Annotated in this window: 16 protein-coding genes; 9 read left to right on the plus strand and 7 right to left on the minus strand. The window is 68.6% G+C overall.

Going from position 1 to position 21,391, the window contains the following annotated elements:
• The first annotated feature begins 121 nt into the window (after positions 1-121).
• Together FOC84_RS29485 and FOC84_RS29490 are read left to right on the plus strand one after the other, a co-directional pair.
• A complete protein-coding gene (locus FOC84_RS29485; protein ID WP_173148541.1) occupies positions 122-508 on the plus strand; it encodes a DUF6152 family protein in 387 nt (128 codons plus the stop codon).
• Between the two features lie 15 nt (positions 509-523).
• Positions 524-1,009: a DUF6644 family protein gene (locus FOC84_RS29490; RefSeq protein ID WP_173148543.1), complete on the plus strand. Its 486-nt coding sequence runs from the start codon at positions 524-526 to the stop codon at positions 1,007-1,009.
• A gap of 84 nt (positions 1,010-1,093) precedes the next feature.
• Here the strand turns inward: FOC84_RS29490 and FOC84_RS29495 are convergent, their stop codons facing one another.
• The gene (locus FOC84_RS29495; RefSeq protein ID WP_173150502.1) at positions 1,094-1,720 is read right to left on the minus strand and encodes a glutathione S-transferase family protein; all 627 of its coding nucleotides are present in this window, start codon (positions 1,718-1,720) and stop codon (positions 1,094-1,096) included.
• A gap of 226 nt (positions 1,721-1,946) precedes the next feature.
• Between FOC84_RS29495 and FOC84_RS29500 the strand changes: the two genes are divergently transcribed.
• Together FOC84_RS29500 and FOC84_RS29505 are read left to right on the plus strand one after the other, a co-directional pair.
• Positions 1,947-2,354 (plus strand): DUF2946 family protein, encoded by a 408-nt coding sequence (locus tag FOC84_RS29500; protein WP_173148545.1) that lies wholly within the window; start codon positions 1,947-1,949, stop codon positions 2,352-2,354.
• Positions 2,355-2,597: 243 nt separating this feature from the next.
• Positions 2,598-4,661 carry a TonB-dependent copper receptor gene (locus tag FOC84_RS29505; RefSeq protein ID WP_173148547.1) on the plus strand — a complete coding sequence of 688 codons (2,064 nt, stop codon included), beginning with the start codon at positions 2,598-2,600 and terminating at the stop codon, positions 4,659-4,661.
• A gap of 23 nt (positions 4,662-4,684) precedes the next feature.
• On the opposite strand, the gene FOC84_RS29510 is transcribed toward FOC84_RS29505, so the two are convergent.
• From FOC84_RS29510 to FOC84_RS29535, 6 genes are read right to left on the minus strand one after another with little or no spacing between them, the layout of a single operon-like run.
• Positions 4,685-6,058: an MmgE/PrpD family protein gene (locus FOC84_RS29510; RefSeq protein WP_173148549.1), complete on the minus strand. Its 1,374-nt coding sequence runs from the start codon at positions 6,056-6,058 to the stop codon at positions 4,685-4,687.
• Positions 6,055-6,957, minus strand: a complete 903-nt coding sequence (locus FOC84_RS29515) for a polysaccharide deacetylase family protein (protein ID WP_173148551.1) — start codon at positions 6,955-6,957, stop codon at positions 6,055-6,057. Before FOC84_RS29515 ends, FOC84_RS29510 begins: the two co-directional genes overlap by 4 nt.
• A gap of 28 nt (positions 6,958-6,985) precedes the next feature.
• Positions 6,986-7,771, minus strand: a complete 786-nt coding sequence (locus tag FOC84_RS29520; protein ID WP_173148553.1) for an enoyl-CoA hydratase — start codon at positions 7,769-7,771, stop codon at positions 6,986-6,988.
• A complete protein-coding gene (locus tag FOC84_RS29525) occupies positions 7,768-8,964 on the minus strand; it encodes a CaiB/BaiF CoA transferase family protein (RefSeq protein ID WP_173148555.1) in 1,197 nt (398 codons plus the stop codon). Before FOC84_RS29525 ends, FOC84_RS29520 begins: the two co-directional genes overlap by 4 nt.
• A gap of 15 nt (positions 8,965-8,979) precedes the next feature.
• Positions 8,980-10,335 (minus strand): amidase, encoded by a 1,356-nt coding sequence (locus FOC84_RS29530; RefSeq protein WP_173148557.1) that lies wholly within the window; start codon positions 10,333-10,335, stop codon positions 8,980-8,982.
• A complete protein-coding gene (locus FOC84_RS29535; RefSeq protein ID WP_173148558.1) occupies positions 10,328-10,492 on the minus strand; it encodes a hypothetical protein in 165 nt (54 codons plus the stop codon). Before FOC84_RS29535 ends, FOC84_RS29530 begins: the two co-directional genes overlap by 8 nt.
• A 125-nt stretch (positions 10,493-10,617) precedes the next feature.
• Between FOC84_RS29535 and FOC84_RS29540 the strand changes: the two genes are divergently transcribed.
• From FOC84_RS29540 to FOC84_RS29560, 5 genes are all read left to right on the plus strand, one after another.
• Positions 10,618-11,277 carry a GntR family transcriptional regulator gene (locus FOC84_RS29540; RefSeq protein ID WP_173148559.1) on the plus strand — a complete coding sequence of 220 codons (660 nt, stop codon included), beginning with the start codon at positions 10,618-10,620 and terminating at the stop codon, positions 11,275-11,277.
• A gap of 176 nt (positions 11,278-11,453) precedes the next feature.
• Complete coding sequence (locus FOC84_RS29545) at positions 11,454-12,776, plus strand: MFS transporter (RefSeq protein ID WP_173148560.1); 1,323 nt, start codon at positions 11,454-11,456, stop codon at positions 12,774-12,776.
• A gap of 199 nt (positions 12,777-12,975) precedes the next feature.
• On the plus strand, positions 12,976-14,094 hold the full coding sequence (locus FOC84_RS29550; protein ID WP_438800851.1) for a BamA/TamA family outer membrane protein: 1,119 nt from the start codon (positions 12,976-12,978) through the stop codon (positions 14,092-14,094).
• Entirely contained in the window at positions 14,091-14,375 is a 285-nt protein-coding gene (locus tag FOC84_RS29555; protein ID WP_173148562.1) for a hypothetical protein, read from the plus strand. Before FOC84_RS29550 ends, FOC84_RS29555 begins: the two co-directional genes overlap by 4 nt.
• A 238-nt stretch (positions 14,376-14,613) precedes the next feature.
• A complete protein-coding gene (locus tag FOC84_RS29560; RefSeq protein ID WP_173148563.1) occupies positions 14,614-21,342 on the plus strand; it encodes an autotransporter outer membrane beta-barrel domain-containing protein in 6,729 nt (2,242 codons plus the stop codon).
• Positions 21,343-21,391: the final 49 nt, after the last annotated feature.

The raw sequence follows: 21,391 nt of genomic DNA on the forward strand, positions 1-21,391 counted from the left end.
TTAGCATTGGAGCAAACGCCATATGGACAGCCGCTGGCGCTATGCTGATTGCGCCGGACGCGCGCCACACGAGCCGCCGCCGCGAGGGGCAGGGAGCCAACCACAATTCAGGAGCAGCGACATGAAGCTATCCCTACGCGTGGCCACGGCAGCGCTGGCGCTTTCCGGACTGATGGGCATGGCGCCCATCGCGATGGCGCATCATGGCTGGTCGTGGGCCGAATCCGAACAGATGACGCTGCAAGGCACGGTCCAGCAGGTGCAGATCGCGCCCCCGCATCCTTGGCTGGACGTGCGCGCCGACGACGGCGTGTGGCGCGTGGAACTGGGCAACCCCAGCCAGACCAAGGACGCCGGATTCATCGAAGGCTCGGCCAAGCCCGGCGATGCCATCGTGGCCATCGGCAACCGTGATCGCGACGCTGGCGCCAAACGCATGAAGGCCGTCCAGATCAAGGTCGGCGGCAAAACCTACGATATCTATCCCAGCCGCATCAAGCAGCCCTGAACCGGGGCCTGGCACATGCCCGAGCTGCTGCGCCTTGCGCTGGAACAGCTTGAATCCCTGCCGCCGTCGATCTGGCTGCGGCGGTCAGGCACGTTATATCTGTTGGTGAACGCCGCCCATATCGGCGCGATCGGCCTGCTGATCGGCTCGATCGTCCCGCTCGATCTGCGCCTGCTGGGACTTTTGAAGCCGGCGCCGCTGGCTCTGCTGGCGCCGGTACTGGCGCGCACCGCGGCCGCGGGCCTGGCGCTGGCGGTCCTGACCGGAGCCATGCTGTTCAGCGTGCAGCCGCTGGAGTATCTGGCCAATCCCGCCTTCGGGATCAAGATGGGCCTCTTGGCCGCGGGCGCGCTCAACGCGGTGCTCGCGCGTCGCAGCAAAGCCTGGGTCACGGTACTGGACCAGGGCAGGGCCTCGGGTTCCATGCGCTTGCGCGCCGGCGCGTCACTGCTTCTATGGCTGGGCGTGCTGGTGGCGGGGCGTTGGATCGGGTTTCTTTAGGGGCCGGCGCGTAGGGCCAGGCGCATCGGGCTGGCGCACAAGCAAGTCCGCGCGCCAGCAGGCCCCTCACAGTCTAGAGGTACCTCAAGCGGGCTGCGCTTCGGCCAGCGCGCGCTGCACGGCCGGCCGGGCCGCGACCCTGGCCAGGAACGCCGTCAGCTTGGGAAACTGCGTCAGATCGACGCCATCGCCTTCCAGCCAGGTACCGATGGTGTAGAGGTAGCCGTCGACCACGCTATAGCGTTCGCCCGCCGCCCAAGGGCCGGCGATCTGCGATTCCAGATACGCGGCGCAGGCCGTCATGGTCTGCGGCACCTTGGCCTGCATGGCGGCATGCGCGGCGGGGTCGTCCGCCCAGCGCGCGCCGCGGCGTTTATGCGCGTGCGCCACGTGCGCGGTGGAAGCCAGATAGCTCGCCAACTCCTGCATGCGCGCGAACGCAAACGGATCGTCCAGCGGCGCCAGCCGCGCGGCCGGAAAGCTCTGCGCCACGAAGGCCAGCAGGGCGGGCGTTTCGGTCAACACGCCGTGCTCGGTCGCCAGCGCGGGCACGCGGCCCTTGGGATTGACGCGCAGGTATTCGGGACTCTGCTGCTGCGCGGCGCCCATGTCGAGTTTGACCAGATCGAAATCGGCGCCTGCTTCGCGCAACGCGATATGCGTCGCCAGCGCACAGGTGCCAGGGGCGGAATAAAAAGTCCAACGGGACATCTGCATCCTCTTCTTTCCACGGTTGAAAAGCCATGCCGCCACAAAGGGCTGCGCTACAGGGTAGCCCGATCACGTGGCGATTCCAAGCTGGGCCGAGACGTTCTGGAAGCAGCGGCGATGTCTGATCTATATCAGGCGGCAAGTCGAATTGTCCGCATGGCGCCATGCATCCGCGGCATCTGCTCCGCACCGCGTGATAGCATCTGCGCCGATAAGGAACGCCCGAATGCACGCAACTGCCCATGCCCGTAGACGTTGGGTCGCGCTGGTCGCGATGGCCCTGTTCGTCTTTCAGGCGCTGATCGCGTCCTCCGCGCTGGCGGGCTCGGGCATGGGAACGGGCAAGGCCGGCCTCACCACCATCGTCTGCACGGCCAGCGGCCCGCGCGTGGTCACGCTGGATGCCGATGGGCAAGAGCAGGGCGCGCAGCTGCAACACAGCGGCGCCTTGCCGCACTGCTGCAGCGCAGGCTGCGCCATGCTGAGCGACGCACTGCCGCCCGAGATCGTCCTGCTTGCCTGGTTCCTGCCGGTGGCTGCGCCCGCCGTCCATCCCCGGGCCGCCGTACCGTATTTCGCGAGCGCTTTGGCCCGGCTGCCGCAGCGGTCGCGCGCGCCGCCCCTTTCTGCCTGACCCCCTCCCCAGACCTCAACGACATGCCATCCACGCAGCCCGCGAATCCGCGGGCCTGAGCGCTTGCGCCAGCGTCAGCGGCGCGTAGCGGGCCATGGGCCTTGCGTGCCGCGGGGAGGGCACGTCCACGTCCCGTCCATGCGCGCAGACAGCGCGGTCTCGCCGTGTCTCCCAACAGGGGAGGCCAGGATCGCTGCCTGTCGGCGCCTGCCATCGCACTTTCCCGATCGACAGACACCAGACATGACCACAAGACAAAAACTCCTGCGGATGAGTAGCCTGGCCGCCACCTTGGCCGCCTCATTCCCCGCCTGGGCCCAAGCCGCCGAGACGAACAACGTCTACACCACCGAACCCGTGATCATCACGGGCGTGGAACCCAGCGCGCCATTGACGTTCACCACGGATCCCAAGATCCCGCGCCAGCCGCTGCCGGCCAGCGACGGGACCGACTACCTGAAGACGATTCCCGGCTTCTCGGCCATCCGCAATGGCGGCACCAACGGCGATCCCGTGCTGCGAGGCATGTTCGGCTCGCGCCTGAATCTGCTGACCAACGGCACGTCCATGCCAGGCGCCTGCCCGGCGCGCATGGACGCGCCCAGCTCCTATATTTCGCCCGAGAACTTCGACCAGCTCACTGTCATCAAGGGGCCGCAGACCGTGCTGTGGGGACCGGGCGCGTCCGCCGGCACGGTCAAGTTCGACCGCGACACGCCCCGCTTCACGGCAGCCGGTGTGCGATTCGACGGCAGCCTGACGGGCGGCTCTTTCGGCCGCAACGACCAGGCCGCCGATCTGACCGTGGGCAACGACAAGGTCTACACGCGCATCACCGCCAACCATTCCCACTCCCAGGACTACAAGGACGGCGACGGCAACACCGTGCCTTCGCGCTGGGACAAGTGGAACGCCGACCTGACCCTGGGCTTCACGCCCGACGCCGACACGCTGTACGAACTGACGGCGGGCACGGGCGATGGCGAAGCGCGCTACGCCGGCCGCGGCATGGACGGCTCGCAGTTCAAGCGCGAGAGCTTCGGGCTGCGTTTCGAGAAGCGCAACCTGGGTCCCGTGCTGAGCAAGGTCGAGGCGCAGCTGTACTACAACTATGCCGACCATGTGATGGATAACTACACGCTGCGCGCGCCGGACCCCATGAGCGCCATGCCCATGGCCATGGCGGCCGACGTGGACCGCGCGACCTGGGGCGGCCGTTACGCCGGCACCTGGGAACTATCGCCGGATGTCAGCCTGGTCACCGGCCTGGATTTCCAGCAGAGCCGCCATCGCTCCCGCAGCGGTACCGACACCGTGCCGTACAGCAGCCAGAGCTGGGTCAAGGACGCGGACTTTTCCAACGCCGGTCTGTTCGGCGAGCTGACCTGGCGCGCCGCGCAGGACAGCCGCGTCATCGGCGGCGCGCGGATCGACTGGGCGTCGGCCAAGGACTTCCGCCAGGACAATGGCTCGATGATGATGCCCATGCCCAATCCCACCGCGGACGAGCGCCGCAAGGACACGCTGCCCAGCGGCTTTCTGCGCTACGAGAAGGATCTGGCCTCGCTGCCCGCCACGCTCTATGTCGGCCTGGGCCACGTGGAGCGCTTCCCGGACTACTGGGAACTGTTCTCCCCGGACCGTGGCCCCGCCGGGTCCGCCAACGCCTTCCAGGGCGTGAAGCCCGAGAAGACCACCCAGCTGGACGTCGGTGCGCAATACAAGACGGAAGCGCTGGACGCGTGGTTCTCGGGCTACGCCGGTTACGTCGACGACTTCATCCTGTTCAGCTACACCTCGGGCGGCATGATGGGTCCGGCTTCGCAGGCCACCAATGTCAACGCGCGCATCGCGGGCGGCGAACTCGGCGTCTCATACAAGCCCGCGCCGTCATGGAAGCTGGGCGCCACGCTCGCATATGCCTGGGGCGAGAACCGCAGCGATGGCAGGGCGCTGCCGCAGATGCCGCCACTCGAAGCCAAGCTCAGCGCCGCCTATGACGACGGTACCTGGTCGGCCGGAGCCCTGTGGCGCATTGTGGCCGCGCAGAAACGCTATGCCTTGAACGAAGGCAATGTCGTGGGCAAGGACTTCGGCCCAAGCGCGGGCTTCGGCGTTTTCTCCGTCAATGGCGGCTATGCGGTCAACAAGCAGGTCCGCCTGTCGCTGGGCGTGGACAATCTGTTCAACAAGACCTACAGCGAGCATCTGAACCTGGCGGGCAACGCCGGCTTCGGCTATGCCGCCAACACCGCGGTCAACGAGCCGGGCCGCACGGTCTGGGCGCGCTTGAGTTTCAAGTACTGACGCGCCCAGTCCGGGATACGCGATCAGGACGCGCGCGCAGCCGCCAACAGGCGGACGATTCCGCGCACGTCCTGTTCGGCTTCCAGCCCGCGCAGCCTTCGCGCCAGCTCCTCTGTCTGGGTGGCAGGCAGGGGCGGCTGCGCGGACGCGCAGCAGGCGTCGAACTTGGCGTCCTGTTCCGCCACGCCGAGGGGGCGCTCGGGGCTGCCGGGAAAGGCCGGCATGTCGACCGTGAATTCACGGCCGTCCTTCAGCCGCAATTCGACGCGCTGAGGGCTCATGGCGTTGGGATCGGGGTTGCCGTCATCCACCACCTGGATGCGGGCAGCCAGCTCAAAGGTGCTTGCCTGCGCCAGCGCGTCCGGGTCGAAATCGGGTATGCCGACCCGGCCGCGCAGCATGGCCGTGGCCATGGCGTAGCCCATGCAGAGCCTGGCGGTGGCGGAATCCATGCCTGGATGGGCCCGCCGTCCAACCAGGCGCACGATCAACGAGGACGCGCGGACCGTGACGCTCTCCACGTCCTGGGGCTGCAGCGCATGTTGGCGCATCAGGTCCAGCACAGCGCCGATGCCGCTGTGCGTGGCACGGCCGGTCGGGTAGGGCTTGTGGCTCATGCGGGTGATCTGGAACACCCGGCCCACGTCCGCGCGCACCGCGTCCCAGTCGGCCTGGCCAGCGTCATAGAGCGCGAAATAGCCGTAAGGGCCTTCCAGGATGTCGCGCGGGCCGGGGAAGCCCGCGCGCGCCAGTTCAAAAGCCGTGACGGCGGCCCTGGCGTTCAGGCCGACCTGCAGGCCGACCGCGGGCGAGCCTTCGATATGCGCCTGCATGGTGCCGGAGAGATGGCTGTACGCCAGTCCCAGCGCATCGCGCGTGGCGGTCTCATCCAGCCCCGCGAGCTTGCACAGCGTGGCCGTGGCGCCCAGGCCGCCGCACATGGCCGGCCGGAAAAAACGCATGGGCGCGCGCTGGGCCAACGCAACGTAGATGGCGAAGTCCAGCCCGGTCGCGATTGCGGTGATGAGCCGGGGGCCGTCCACGCCGCCTTCACGTTCCGCGTATCCCAGCGCCGCGGGCACGATGCAGGCAAACGCATGCACCACGGCCCGGTCGTGGATGGCGTCGAACTCCTGGTTGAAGACCTGGTAGGCATTGAGCATGACGGCGCTGGCCAGCGGCAGCCGCTCGCCGCTGCCCCAGACGGTAGTTTCTGCCCCGCTTCCCAGCGCTGGAGCCGCCTGGCGCAGCGACACCATGCGCGGATGGCGCGAACCGGACAGCCCGACGCCGACCGCATCGAGAATGAAGGTCTTGGCCGCATCCACCGCTGCTGCCGGCAGATCCTCGTAACGGGTGCGCAGCACATGCGCGACGAGGGTATCGATTGCATTCATGCGGCGGCTCCGGCGAACTTGGCGGGAACCTGGCCGGCGTACCAGTCATGCATCGCGGCGCCGGTGACGAAGGTGGTCATCGGATGCCCTTGCAGCAGGTCCAACATGGCCAGCAGGTCGGCGTAGCGATGCGGCACCCCCATCAGATGGGGATGCAAGCCCAGCGTGACGATGCGGGGACGGCCGGCGGTCCGGGCCTCTTCGGCATACAGGTCCAGCGTCCGTTCCAGGCGCCGGCTGAACTCTCCGGTGGCATGCTTTTCCACGGCATGGATCACCGAATCGTTCAGCTCCAGGGCATACGGCAGCGCCAGCAAGGGATTCCCGGTTGTCCGCATCCAGTTGGGCAGGTCATCCAGGCACCAGTCGAACAGGTAGTCAATGCCGGCTTGGGCCAGAAGATCCGGCGTGTCCTGCGTTTCGCGCAGGCCAGGCGACAGCCAGCCGCGCGGCCGGCGGCCGCTGAAGCGCTCGATCCGGTCCAGCGCCGCCGCGATGGTGCGGGCCTGGCCGTCGCCGTCCTCTTGCGAAAGCGCCCGCTGGTGGATGCCATGGCCGATGAATTCCCAGCCAGCCTCCAGCAGCGCCTGCGCGGCATCGGGATAGGCATCGATGACGGAGGCGTTCAGGCTGGCCGAGGCCGGCAGGCCGCGGCCGCGGATGGCGTCGATGATCCGGGGCAGCCCGCAGCGCAGGCCATACTCGGCCCAGCTGTAATTGGGAACGTCAGGGACCGTCTCGCGCCCGTGCGGCGCGGTCAGCAGGGTGCGCGGCATGGGCTGGTCGAACGGCCAATGCTCCACATTGACGACCAGGTGCACCAGGATGGGCCGGCCGTCCAGTGCCGCCAGAGGCGGGCGCTGGCTGGAAAGCATGAAAGGAATGCGTGGATTGTTCATGGCATCTTGCTCATGGTTCAAAGACGGTTCAGCGGCCGAGGAAGACCGGATCGCGTTTCTCGGCGAACGCCCGCCGGCCTTCGGCGTAGTCCTCGCTGGCGTAGCACTGAGCCACCTGGGTATCGATCGCGTCAAGTTCGGCGGCTGTCGGCGGATTCATGGTCGCCAGTATGGCCGCCTTTGCCGCGCGCAGGGAGAGGGGGGCATTGGCGGCAATGGCGCGCACCCGCGCCCGGGTCTGGCGGGCGAAATCATCCTCGGCGTAACGTTCGTGGATCAGGCCGCGGCGTTCGGCCTGCTCGGCGTCCAGGGTGCGGGCGGTATAGAACAGATCGAAGGCGGACGCCGCGCCCACCACGCCCGCCAGCCTGCGCATGTCGGCATGGGAATAGCCCAGCCCCAGCCTTGCGGCGGGCATGCGAAAACGGGCGCTGGCGCTGGCATAGCGCAGGTCGCAGGCCAAGGCCAGGCCGATGCCGCCGCCCATGCACGCGCCTTGTATCAGCGCGACGGTAGGCGCCTCGAACTCCGCCAGCAGCCGCTGCGCATCCGCCACCGCCTGGTTGTACCGGGCGACCGCTGCCGCGCCGTCTCGGGCCTGGTCGAACTCGCTGATGTCGGCCCCGGACACGAAGGCCCGGGCGCCGGCGCCGGTCAACGTCAGCACCCGGACCCCGGCGCCTGCCAGTTCAAGCAGCGCGGCGGCCAGTTGTTGCCACATGGACAGTGTCATCGCATTGCGTTTTTCCGGATGGCAGACGGTCAATGTCGCGACGCCATCCTGGAAATCCACCTGGATCTGGCCGCCGCTCATACCACCCCCTCGTCATACAGGCGCTCGATGTCGCCTGCCGCATAGCCCATCTCCGCCAGCATCTCGCGGGTGTGTTCGCCCCAGCCGGGGGCGGGCCGCGCGATATGGGCGGGCGTGCGCGTCAAGGCCACGGGCTGCGAGATCAGGCGGTACTCGTGCCCGGTCTCGTCCGCAACCGGCTGCGCCACGCCCAGGTGACGCACCTGCTCGTCCTCGAACACCTGGGGAATGCTGTAGACCGGGCCTGCCGGCACGCCGGCGCGGTTCAGCAGCCCGACCCAATGCGCGACGCTCTGCTGGCGGAAACGCTGCGCCAGCGAATCGTTTAGCGCGGCCCGGTTCGCCACGCGCAGCTTCTCGGTCGCATAGCTCGGGTCCTCCCGCCATTGCGGCGCGTCCAGGCACTCGCACAGGCGGCGCCAGTTGCCTTCGCCGGATGCACCCAGGTTGAAGGCGCCGTCGTTGGCCTCGAACAGCCCCATCGGACTGCTGGTCGGATGATCGTTGCCCACCTGGACCGGCGTGTCACCGTCGTTCAGGTAGCGCGCTGCCTGGAAGTCCATCAGCGCGATCTGCGTGTGCAGCAGGGAGCTGTGGACCCATTGGCCCGCGCCGGATTGTTCGCGCTCCAGCAAGGCCAGCAGGACGCCAACTGCGGCGTAGATGCCCGTGCCGCAATCGGCGACCGCGAGTCCCGCGCGCAGCGGGCCGCCGCCGGCAAAACCTGTCACCGACATGAGGCCGCCCATGCCCTGGATGATCTGGTCAAAGCCAGGCCGATCCGCATAGGGACCGTCCTGGCCAAAGCCCGAGATGCTGGCCAGGATGATGCGGGGATTGATGGCGCGCAGGGCTTCATAGTCCACCCCCAGCCGCGCCTTGACGTCGGGGCGCCAGTTTTCCACCACCACGTCGGCGGTGGCGACCAGTTGCTTGAACACGGCCAGGCCTTTGGGCTTCTTCAGGTTCAGCGTCATCGACCGCTTGTTGCGGTTCAGGTTCTGGAAATCGCCGCCAGTGCGGTCGGCGGCGAACATGGCTTCGTTGGGATCGATCCCGGCCGGCGGCTCGATGCGGATCACGTCCGCGCCAAAGTCCGCCAGGATGCGTACGCAGGTCGGGCCGGCGCGCACGCGCGAAAGGTCCAGCACGCGAAAGCGCGCGAGGGTGGGGGAGGCGTTGATTCTGGCCATGATGAGTCCGTGGGGTTAGCGTTGCAGAATGGCGGAAAAGGGCAGGGCGAACTGATGTGCAAAGGCCAGCAGCAGGGCTTCGCTGCCCGGCGCGCCGACCGCTTGCACGCTGACGGGACGGCCCTGCGAATCGATGCCGATGGGCAGGACCAGCGCCGGCAGGCCCAGATAGTTCAGGTAGGCGTGGTGCCGGTGCAGCGCCGCGAGCGCGCGCGGATCGAAAGCGGGGCTGCCGGTGGTGACCGCGGCGCGGTCCGGCACGCCTTGCGGCAGGCAAGGCGTAAGCAGCAGGTCCGCATCGGCCAGATATGTGGCGAGGAAGGAGGCGCGCAAAGGCGCGATCTGCGACAAGGCGTGGCGATACCAGATCGCAGGCATGGCCCAGCCCGGCAGCGCGATGGACAGGGTGGCCGGCGCCAGCGAGGCCAGATCATGGCGTACGCTGCCCGCCAGCACGGCGGCGGCTTCGGCATGCAACACGATCTGCGCCAGGCGGTTCAGGCGGTCCAGGTCGGGCGCGGGGCGGGAATCGATGCGCCGCGGATCGGGCAAACCCAGTTCGAATTCCGACATCACCGCCGCCACGTCGGCGCGCGCCCCGGCGGTTGCCAGCGTCGAGGCCAGCCGCCAGCGCCGCGGTCTGGAAAGTTCCTGTTCGATCCGCGCCACGTCCGCGGGCAGGGCGGACGCGGCGGCCTGTGCTGGCAGCAACGCGGCGTAGACACAGGCTCCATCCAGCGCGCTGCGGGCTATCACGCCGACCGTGTCCAAGGTCGGCGCCAGGGCCGCGACCCCTTCCGCCGGCACCAGCCCTGGCGTCGGTTTGAGTCCCACCAGGCCGCAGGTCGCGGCCGGCATGCGCACCGAACCGGCCGTATCGGTGCCCAGCGATGCGGGAACCAGGCCCGCCGCCACCGCGACCGCGCAGCCGCTGGACGATCCGCCCACCGCAGCAGCGGCATCCAGCGGATTGGCCAGGGCCGGGCCATGGGGATTCTCGGCCGTCGCGCCGCAAGCGTGTTCGGCCATTGCCAGGGCGCCCAGGTTGAACGCTCCATGGTCCTGCAAGCGGCGCAGCGCCGTGGCCATCGGACCCGGAGCGTCGTCGCGCAAGGGCCGGCCGCGGCCGGGCGCGTGCTTGCCAGTCTGGAAGGCGTCCTTGTGCGCCAGCGCCACGCCTTCAAGCAGGCCGCCGTGAAGCGCGGATGCGGAAGACGGCAAATAGGTGCGAGTGGCGCAGTGCAGGTCGGCCGCGCGGCGCTGGAACGCCGCAGTCTGGGCCGCGACCAGCGCGGCGCGTTCGCCCGGCGTGGCCCGGGCGTAGTTGCGGCGCATGTCGGCCACAGCAAGATGCAACAGGGGCTCAGACATCGGCATCCCCGCGGGCTGCGATCTCGGCCTCCACGGCGGCAAGGCGCAGCAGCGTGCGCGCGACCGCCGATTGCGTCTCGGCGGACACGGCCAGGCCATGCGTCTTGCAGACCAGGGCGACCCAGGCCTGCCATTCCTGTTTGGGCGAGTCTTCCATGCTCACTACCTCCTGCCGCGTTTTGCTCGGTAAAATAAAAGACTAGTCTCATAAATATATTTATAGAAGTCAAGAAAATACTATGCTTTGCGTGAATTTTCTTCACCCCTTGACCGGAGTCCGCCATGAAAGCCGCTGAGCGCATCCGCCTGTCCGTCGAAGAGTCCATCCGCGATGGCAGCCTGTTGCCGGGAGATCCCGTCGATGAACAGATGCTGATGCAGACCTACGACGTCTCGCGCACGCCGGTGCGCGAGGCGCTGCTGCAACTGCAGGCGCAGGGTCTGGTGGCCAGCCTGCCGCGCGGCGGCATGGTGGTGGCCAAGATGGACGTGGCCCAGCTGCTGGCCATGTGGGAGCTGCTGGCGGAGTTGGAGGGCATAGGCGCGCGCCTGGCCTGCGAACGCATGACGCCGGCCGAGCGCGACGAGCTGGCGGCCATCCACGAACGCGCGGCAGCCGTGGTGCGGCGCGAGGACACCGACGCCTGGCAGGAACACAATCGGCGCTTTCACGATGCCCTGTACCAGGGCGCCCGCAATCCCTATCTGCGCCAGGAGATCCTGCGGATGCGGTCGCGCACCGGCGCCTACCGGCTGCACGCTTTTTCGGCCTTCGGCCGCCTGGCCTCGTCGTGGGAACAGCACGGCCAACTGCTCGAAGCCATCCAGGCGCAGGACCCGGCGCGCGCCGCCGCGGTCATGACGCAGCACATGAGCCCCGGGCAGGGGGCCACCAGCTTCGCTTCGTTTGTCGCCGCGCTACCCAAGAATCTGCTGGCCTGAAAGCGCGCCCGTCGGCGCACGGCCCGCGGGGTTCCCGCGGGTAACTCCCTATTATTGTATTTTTTTAAAATGGCAAAATATATTTATAGCAGTCAAAAACATCTGCTCGTGTGACCTTGCCCCGGTGCCAGCGGGCTAGGGCGCTCCCCCTGATCCGCTCCACCGAGGAACCCGTTATGGATGCTGTTTCACCGCAACCCCTCTCCGCGCCGACACACGGCGCCGTGCCCACCGCCGATCCAGGCCTGATGCACCGCAAGGTCGCCTGGCGCCTCATTCCTTTCCTGATCTTCCTGTTCCTCTTGGCATGGATCGACCGCGTCAACGTGGGCTTCGCCAAGCTGCAGATGCTGCAGGACCTGCGCTTCAGCGAAGCCGTGTACGGCCTGGGGGCGGGGATCTTCTTCATTGGCTACTTCATCTTCGAAGTGCCGAGCAACCTGCTGCTGCAACGCATCGGCGCGCGCAAGACCCTGGCCCGCATCACCATCCTGTGGGGCCTGACCTCGATGGCGATGGCGTTCGTCACCACGCCGGCTTCCTTCTATATCCTGCGTTTTCTGCTCGGCGCCTTCGAAGCAGGGTTCTTCCCCGGCGTCATGCTCTATCTGACGTACTGGATACCCGCGGGCAGGCGAGGACGCATCAACGGCTGGTTCATGACGTCGTTCGGAATCGCCGGCATCGTGGGCGGGCCGATAGCCGGGCTCATCATGAGCGGCATGGATGGCGTGGCCCCGCTGCGCAACTGGCAATGGCTGTTCGTGCTGGAAGGCATTCCTTCTGTGATCGCAGGGCTGGTGGTGCTGGCGTATCTGCCGGACCGCCCCCAGCAGGCGCGCTGGCTCAGCGCGGCGGAGAAGGCCGCGCTGACGGCTGAACTGGACAGCGAACAGCAGGACCCCGCCAAGCACGCCAGCTTCGCCCAAGCCTTGCGCCTGCCTGCCTTGTGGCTGTGCACCGCAGCGTATTTCTGCATCGTCGGAGGCAACGCGACGCTAGCTTTCTGGATGCCTTCCATCGTGCGTGAACTGGGCGTGCAGGGGACCTTGAACATAGGCCTGCTATCAGCCATCCCGTTCATCCTGGGCACGGCCGCGATGGTGATCAACGGCGCGCATTCCGATTCCACCCGCGAACGCCGTCTGCACTGCGCCGGCGCCACCCTGATCGGCGCGCTCGGCCTGTCCTTGACCGGCGCCTTCATCGGCAGCCCCGTGCTGGCGATGGCCGCCCTCAGCATTGCCGCCATCGGCGTGTTGGGCGCCTTCCCTGTCTTCTGGGCGATTCCTGCGGCATTCCTGACTGGCACCGCAGCCGCGGGCGGCATCGCCTTCATCAACTCGGTCGGCAACCTGGCTGGCTTCGCCACGCCCTTCATGATGGGCTGGCTCAAGGAATGGACGGGCGGCGTCGCCGCCGGCTTGTATGTGGTGGCCGGCATGCAGGTCGTCGCCACGGCGATCATCGCGCTCACGATGCGCAAGCTGGCGGCCTAGGCGCCAGCGCCACGCGTGCTTGCGCGGCACGGCGCAAAGTCGTGCGCAAGATCCGGCGCCGTGTCATCATCGGCGGTGCACGACTGAACGCGCGGCTCCAGCCTCGTGGCTGCGAGCCGCGTCCGTTATCGCCGGACTGCAGCACCGACAGCGTGGGAAAGACTCTGTGCGCCAGGATTGCAGATTTACCCGAAAGGCTTTGGCCGCGCTGGCTCTGCGGCTCCTGATCCTGCTGTGTGCCGGCCAGGCCCTTGCGGACGCGGCACAGGCCGAGACGAACGGCGACAGCGACGGCTTGGACATGGGCAACTTCCTGCTGCGCCAGAACGGCGCACTTCCGGTGCCCGTTATCATCACCGAACCCGCCGTGGGGTACGGGGGCGGGTTGATGCTGCTGTATTTTTCGGAGCCCGCGGCGCAGCCCGGCCAGGATGGCCAGACTGACAACACACACAAGGCGCCGCCCAATGTCACCGGCGTGGGCGCCATGGCCACTGAAAATGGTACCCGCGGCGGTGCGCTGTTCCATTTCCGCAGCTGGGACGCGGACCGCTATCGCTACCTGGGCGCGCTGGCCCAGGGACGGGCGAACCTCGAGTACTACGGCGCTTCCAGCCACGGACGCAGCTACGAGGTGAAGGGCACCTTCCTGATGCAGCAGATCCTGGCCAGGGTAGGGGACACGCCCTGGTATGTCGGTCCGCGCTACACCTATTTCCGCTCGAACACGCGCTTCATCGGCGAGACGGCCGGCGAGCTGTCCAAGGCCGAAATGGCCGGCCGTATTGGCAAGGCCGGCGTGGTCGTGGACTACGACACACGCGACAATATGTTCTATCCCAACCGGGGCAGCTATGCCGAGCTGGAAGCCCAGTTCTCGCGCAGCTGGCTGGGCAGCGACCAGTCCTTCGAAAGCTATCGCACGCGCGGCTACACCTGGCGGCCGCTGGCCCCACGCTGGACCTTGGGCCTGCGCGGCGACGGCCAGTTCACCCGCGGCACGGTGCCGTTCTACGCCCAGCCCTACGTCGATCTGCGCGGCGTGGCGCGGGGCCGCTACCAGGATCGCGACGCGCTGGCGTTCGAAGCGGAATTGCGCTGGGACGCCACGCCGCGCTGGTCCATACTGGGGTTCAGCGGCGTGGGCAAGGCGTATGGCAACTGGAAGTCGTTCTCCGAGGCTTCCAACGTCGTCAGCGTGGGCACCGGTTTCCGGTACCTCATCGCGGCCAAACTGGGGTTGGCCGTGGGCATGGACATCGCCCACAGCAAGGACCAGAACGCCTTCTACATTCAAGTCGGGAGCGCATGGCGATGAAGACAGATGACGACAGTTCCGTACTGCAGGCCGGCACCTCCCAGCTCGGCAACCTGCTGCAATTCCTCGCCTGGATCGCCGAGCGCCCGCGTACCTATGCGCAGACCATGGACGCCTGGCGCAGTTCATGCCCGCGCCTGTCGGCCTGGGAGGACGCGACCGCCAACGGGCTGGTGGACATGGCCCGCGACCGGGACGATGCGCAAGCCGAGCCGGTCGTCATCCTGACGCAAAAGGGGCGCGCGCTGCTGGCGTCGGCCGGCGGCCCTGCACGCCCCTGATGCCAAGGATCGGCCGCCTCCGGGTGCGCCAACCTTTGCTTACGCTTGGGCCAGGCTCGATGTAACCATGTGGCTTTTTTTGCGGATTTCGTCGAAAAAATCCACTGATTCATCGAAAAAAAGTTGCACCCGCCGCGCAGCCTGCGGATTCTAGTGGCGAAACTTTGCCAGTTACTACTGAGCGCGCGCCCGGCCACCGGGCGGCCTTCGCGCTCGGGCCACCAGAATCCGCAAATCCATGAAGCCTACCTCTCTCCCCGCGCGCGGCCCCGGCCTGCCTTTTCCGCTGCTGCGGCAGAACACCTTGCGGCTGGCCATCGTGTCGGCGTTGGGCGCCTGCGCCTGGGGCGCGGCGGGCAATGCGCAGGCCGGCTATGCGTGCGCAGGCGGCCCGTCCCTGAACATGCCGTCCGGCAACTACCCAAGCGCCCAGGCCATCTGCGAGGGCGATAGCGGGGTGGACCACGACAACGAGAAGGATGGCCAGAACGGGCCTGACGTATCCGTCACGTCCTCCGGCAACTACAACGCCGACGCGAACCAGACCCGGCTGAACCCGCTGGGCGTGGTCACGGCGATCTCGCGCGGCGGCGATGGCGTGGATGAAGGCACGGCGGGCGATGGCGGCAACATCACCGTGTCCAGCAGCGGCGACGTCGCGCTCAACGGCACGGCGCTCAGCAATTTCAACAGCCTGATCATGGCGGTGTCGTCCGGGGGCATCGGCGATCCCGCCAACGACAACAACGACTCGAATGGCGGACACGGCGGCCTGGGCCAGACCGTGAGCGTGAGCAACTCCGGCAAGCTGACGATGTCCGGCTCCTTGCCCGCCCCACGCCAGGGTCTGTACGGCATCAATGCGCGGGCCCTGGGCGGGGCCGGCGGCGACCAGAACGATCCGACGCTGGAATACGGCGACCAAGTGGGCGGCAATGGCGGCAACGCCAGCACGGTCACGGTCAGCAACACCGGCGCGATCAACCTGGGCAGCAGCGTCACGCGCCTGCGCACCTATGCCAACGGCGCAGCCATCTACGCCAATTCCGCGGGTGGCATGGGCGGCTACAACAATGGCAATGCCGGCACGGGCGGCACCGTGCAGGTCACGCACCAGGGCCAGGCCAACAGCTACTGGCAGGTCTACGACAGCGCCACGGTCTTCGGCATCTACGCGCAAAGCATAGGCGGCGACGGCACGGCGTCGACCGACAACAGCGACAACGGCGGCAACGGCGGCGGCACATCGGACACCTGGACCCAGAAGGTGACGGTGGACGTGAATGGCTCGGTCCTGCTGGACGTGGCCGGTTCGGCCGCCGGCGCCACCGTCCAAGGTGCCGGCGTTGCCGCCCGCGCCATCGGCGGCAAGGGTGGCAAGGGCCCGGATAAGGACCATGCGGGCGGCAATGGCGGCGCGGGCGGCGCCGTGGCGATCAATCTTTATCAGGGTGGCAGCGTCGCGACCCGCGGCGACAACCTGCCTGGCCTGGCGGCGCAAAGCCTGGGCGGACAGGGCGGCGACGGCAGCGACAGCACCAAGCTGGCCGGGCAGGGCGGCGGCGGCGGGTTTGGCGGCAACGCCAGCGCCGTCAACGTCTCCACCGCGAGCGGCAGCGCCATCGGCACCACGGGCAATTTTTCCACCGGCATCGTGGCGCAGTCGGTCGGCGGCGGCGGCGGCACGGGCAGCGACTTCGTGTCGGTGCTGGGGGGCCAGGGCGGCAACGGCGGCAATGGCGGCAACGCCGGCGTGGTCAATGTGGTGACCGCCGGCACGGTTACCACCGGCGGCGACCACGCCTACGGCGTGCTGGCCCAGTCCATTGCCGGCAGCGGCGGCGCGGGCGGCGCGGACACGGCCGAACTGGTTTCCTTGGGCGGCGACGGCGCGGGCGGCGGCGCGGCCAGCCAGGTCACCCTGAGCAACACAGGGTCCATTGCCACCTCGGGCTACAACTCGCACGGCATGATAGGCCAGTCCATCGGCGGCGGCGGCGGCGCTTCCGGCAGCGCCACCGGCCTGCTCAGCGTGGGCGGCAGCTCGGCCGGGGCCACCGGTTCGTCGGGCAGCACGGTGGTGATGGGCAATACCGGCGCCATCACGACGGCCGGCAACGCGGCAATCGGCATGGTGGCCCAGTCCATCGGCGGCGGCGGCGGCAGCGGCGGCGACAGCATGGGCGTGCTGGGCGTGGGCGGCGGCGGCGCGGGCGGCGGGGCGGGCGGCAACGTCATCATCCAGGATCTGGGCTCGATCCAGACGGCCGGCCAGTTTAGCGCGGGCGTGCTGGCCCAATCCGTGGGCGGAGGCGGCGGCAACGGCGGCGATACCTTCACCGCATCGGTGGGCGTGTCGGTGGCGATCGGCGGCAGCGCGAGCGGAGGCGGCAACGGCGGTTCGGTCTGCATGAGCAACCAGGGCGGCTGCGACGGCACGCTGACGTACTCCACATCGAACATCACCACCCACGGCAACTACGCGCCCGGCATCATCGCGCAGAGCATCGGCGGCGGGGGCGGCACGGGCGGGAGCGTCAAGAACGCCAGCGTGGCGTCCTTCGCGGCGCTGCAATTGGGCGGCAGCGGCGGCGCGGGCGGCAATGCCGCCGAGGTCAAGGCGGGATACAGCAACCTCAACATCAGCACCGGCGGCTCCCACTCGGCCGGCATCCTGGCCCAGTCCATAGGCGGAGGCGGCGGCAACGGCGGCGACGCCAGCTACTACGACGTCACGGTCGGCTTCAATGCGGCGGTGGTGCTGGGCGGCAGCGGCGGCTCGGGCGGCACCGGCTATTCCTCGATCGTGAACCTGAGCGGCTCCCATGTCGCCACGGGCATGGACTACGCCAGCCCGAACATCGATCCCGCCACCTATGCGCCCAACGATTCCTTCGGCATCCTGGCGCAGACCATCGGCGGAGGCGGCGGCAACGGCGGCAGCTCCAGCGCCAGCGACCTGGTGCTGGCCGTGCCCACCGGCGAGGGCGCGTCCCTGGCATTCAATTTCGAAGCCGCGGTCGGCGGCAGCGGCGGGGCGGGCGGCAATGCCTGCCCGCCGGGTGATGCGTCCTGCGTCACCCAGGTCAACCTCAGCAACGGTTCCACGGTCGTCACCTTGGGCGACGGTTCCCATGCCGTGATGGCGCAGTCCATCGGCGGCGGCGGCGGCAACGGCGGTGATTCATCCGTGCTGTCCACCGTGCTGGGCGATGCGACCACGATCTCGCTATCGGCCGGCATGACCCTGGGCGGTTCCGGCTCCGGCGGCGGCAACGGCGGCGCGGTAGGCGTGACCCTGGGCGACGCCAACGGCGCCTATGTCGGCATGCCACCATCGCTCTTGACCCCGCCCGGCGTGCGCGTGCCCCCGGCGTCCACCACCGTGACCTACGGCGATTACGCCAACGGCGTGCTGGCGCAATCCATAGGCGGAGGCGGCGGCAACGGCGGGGTTGGCAGCAGCAATGCCTACACCCACGGCGGCCCCACCAACGTCAAGCTGACCCTGGCCCTGGGCGGCACCGGCGGCACGGGCGGCATCGGCGGCAATGTGGACGTGACGCTGAACCCCAACTTCGCCATCCGCACGCTGGGCTCCGGTTCGCGCGGCATTGTGGCGCAGTCCATCGGCGGCGGCGGCGGGGCCTCGCAGGGCGGAACGCTGAACGTGGCCGGCAGCGCCGAAGACCGGCCGTCCGCCCGCCTGCAAGTGGGCCTGGGCGCGACCGGCGGTTCCGGCGCCACTGGCGGCAGCATCAATGCGACCTTGCAAGGCGCCATCCGCACCGAAGGCGGCGACGCCGATGGCGTGTTGCTGCAATCCATCGGCGGCGGCGGCGGGCTGGGCGGATCGCTGGGCGCGGACGCCTCGTCCTATCCCATCCTGGACCGCATCGGCAACCATAGCGACAACAAGGAACGGCTGGACGACGAAAACAGCACCTACCAGTTCGGCGTGGACGTGGGCGGCACCGGCGGCACGGGCGGCCATGGCGGCAACGTCACCGTGAACTACGCGGGCAAGATCGCCACCGCCGGAGACTGGGCCGACGGCCTGGTCGCCCAGTCGATAGGCGGGGGCGGCGGCGTGGGCGGATCGTCCAGCGCCTCGGGCAGCAAGATCAAGGCCAACGCCACCATCGGCGTGGGCGGCAGCGGCGGCGCCGGCGGCAACGGCGGCGTCCTGAGCTTCTCCTTCGACGACGACCATGGCAACAGCATCGCCACGACCGGCTACAACGCCTATGGCGTGCTGCTGCAATCCATAGGCGGGGGCGGCGGGCAGGGCGGCGACGGCTCCGACCAGGCCCAGGGCACCATCACCGTGGGGGCATCGTTTGGCGGGACCGGCGGCGTGGCCGGCAACGGCGGCAACATCCTCACCCCCAGCGGCGGGAGCTGGCTGAACGTCCAGACCGCGGGCGACGACGCGCCGGCGCTGGCGATGCAGTCGATCGGCGGCGGCGGAGGCACGGCCGGCGCGGGCAACAGCAGCTCCAAGCTGCAGCAGAACAGCCATTCCATGAGCGTCTCAGTAGGCGGCAGCGGCGGTTTGTCCGGCTCGGGCGGCGCCATCGACGTCACCACGGGCATCGCCGCCACCACGCAAGGCGCGCGCGCCTATGGCGTGCTGGCGCAATCGATCGGCGGCGGTGGCGGCCTGGGCGGCGCGGGCGACTCCAGCAACCTGACCGGCGTGTCGCTGGGCGGGCGCGGCGGCGCGGCCGGCGACGGCGGGGCCGTGACCTTGACCTTGAATGCCGGCGGTCACATCGCCACCAGCGGCGCGGGCGCGCATGGCCTGATCGCCCAGTCCATCGGTGGCGGCGGAGGCATCGCGGGCGATACCAGCAAGGGCTTGCAGTTGGGCTCGGGCGGTTGGAGCCCAAGCAGCGGCCAGACGGGCGGCAGCGGCAGCGGCGGCACGGTCAACCTCAATGTCGCCAGCAACATCACGACCCAGGGCGACTACGCCTTCGGCGTGATTGCCCAATCCATCGGCGGTGGGGGCGGGCTGGGCGGCAGCGCCGCCGGCGGCTTCGCGGGCAGCACGGCGGGCGCGGGCAGCACGGGATCCGGCGGGAACGTCACGCTGACGCAAAGCGGCAGCATCGCCGCCACCGGCGCCGGCGCCACCGGCATCTTTGCGCAAAGCGCCGGGCCGCAAGGTTCGGGACAGGTCGCGGTTACCGTCAACGGTTCCGTCAGCGGCGGCACTGGCGCGGGCGCCTACGGCGTCTGGATCGTGGGAGACATGCAGAACACGCTGACCGTGGGCGCGGCGGGAACGATCACGGCCGGCTCCGGCGGCAGCGCGGTGCGCTACGACGGCGCCTCCTTGCAGCAGGCGAAGACCGCCAGCATCCTCGCCAGCGTCCCTGGCGCCAGCCTAGCCATCAGCAATGCAGGGACCGTCCTGGGCAACATCGAATGCGGCGGCGGCGCGGGCGGCATCGCCTGCCATGTCTGGAACGCCGCCAGCGGCACCCTGAGCGACGCCACGCGCTATCAGGCCAATATCGACAACGCCGGCCTGGTGGCCATAGGCCGGTCCGGCGCGTTCGACAGCCTGACGGTGGCGGGCAACTTCAATCTGCGGGCCGGCGGCATCCTGCAAGCGGACGTGGACTTCGCCAACCTCAAGTCTCCGCGCATGGTGGTGCAGGGCGATACCCGCCTGGACGGCCAGGTGAATGTGCAGCCCATCACGCTACTGCCCGGCCACGAAGTCACCGTCGCGACGCTGCAAGGCAATGTCGCGGGCAACCCGGCCGCCAAGGACAGCCCGGTGATCGATTACGACGCCAGGCTGGACGGGCAGGACGTGCGCGTGCGCGCAGTGCAGGCCGACTTCGCCGCGCCGTCCATGCAGCTGGCCGCCAACCAGCGCTCGGTGGCGCGGCATCTGCAAGGCGCCTGGAACCTGGGCGGCAACACCGCCATGGCATCCTTGTTCGCGGCGCTGGACATGGCTTCCAGGGAAAGCGCGGCTACCTATTCGAACCGGCTGTCCGACCTGTCGGCGGGGGTAACCGTGGCACCCGCCGCGCAGATGCAAGCCAGCATGGCTCGCTTTACCGGCGCCATGATGTCGTGCCCGGCGTTCCAGGGCGGCGACGCGTTGACCGGCGAGCAGGATTGCCTCTGGGGCCAGGTGTCCGGCATCAATACCAACCAGGATGGCGACGGCGGGGTCTCGGGTTTTTCGTTCGATGGCGTCACCTACCAGTTCGGCGGCCAGCGCCAGGTAAAGCCGGGCTGGTTCCTGGGCGGGTCCGTCGCCTATCAGAACAGCCATCTGAGCGGCGACGACGGACGGGTCAGCGGCAAGGGCGACAGCGGCTATGCCGGCGTGGTGCTCAAACGCGAAACCGGGCCCTGGACCTTGTCCGCGGCCCTGGGCGGCGGCTACGGCCAGTACGACATCAACCGCAGCATCCGCATCCCCGGCATGCAGAGCACCGCCGACTCGGACCTGGACGTCTATGGCGCGGCCTTGCGCCTGCGCATCGCGCGCAGCTACGCCAAGGAAAGCGTTTATCTGAAACCCTATGTGGACCTGGACGCGTCCTATACCCACATGCCCAGCTATGGCGAGTCCCGCAACGCCCTGCATCTGGATGTGGAAAGCAGCAACCAGTTCGTCATGGCCCTGTCGCCGACGCTGGAGCTGGGCGGCAAGGTGGCGCTGAAGAACGGCGCGACCCTGCGGCCCTACATGTATGGCGGCGTGTCGTTCCTGTCCAAGGACGAATACACGGTCAAGGCCCGCTTGCAGGGCGCGCCGTCAGGCTCCGGCGCCTTCGAGACCTCGGTGCCCATGGACGACGTCATCGGCCGCATCGGCGCGGGACTGCAGGTGTCGAACGCCGGCGGCCTGGACTTCCGGCTGCAGTACGACGGAGACTTTTCGTCCCACATACAAAGCCACCGCGGCACGTTGAAGGTGATGGTGCCGTTCTGATCATCCGAGTTCTTGTTCACCCCTGTGACAAAAGGGGGCCGGAGCAACC

This window comes from Achromobacter pestifer (assembly GCF_013267355.1).
Classification (GTDB): domain Bacteria; phylum Pseudomonadota; class Gammaproteobacteria; order Burkholderiales; family Burkholderiaceae_B; genus Achromobacter; species Achromobacter pestifer_A.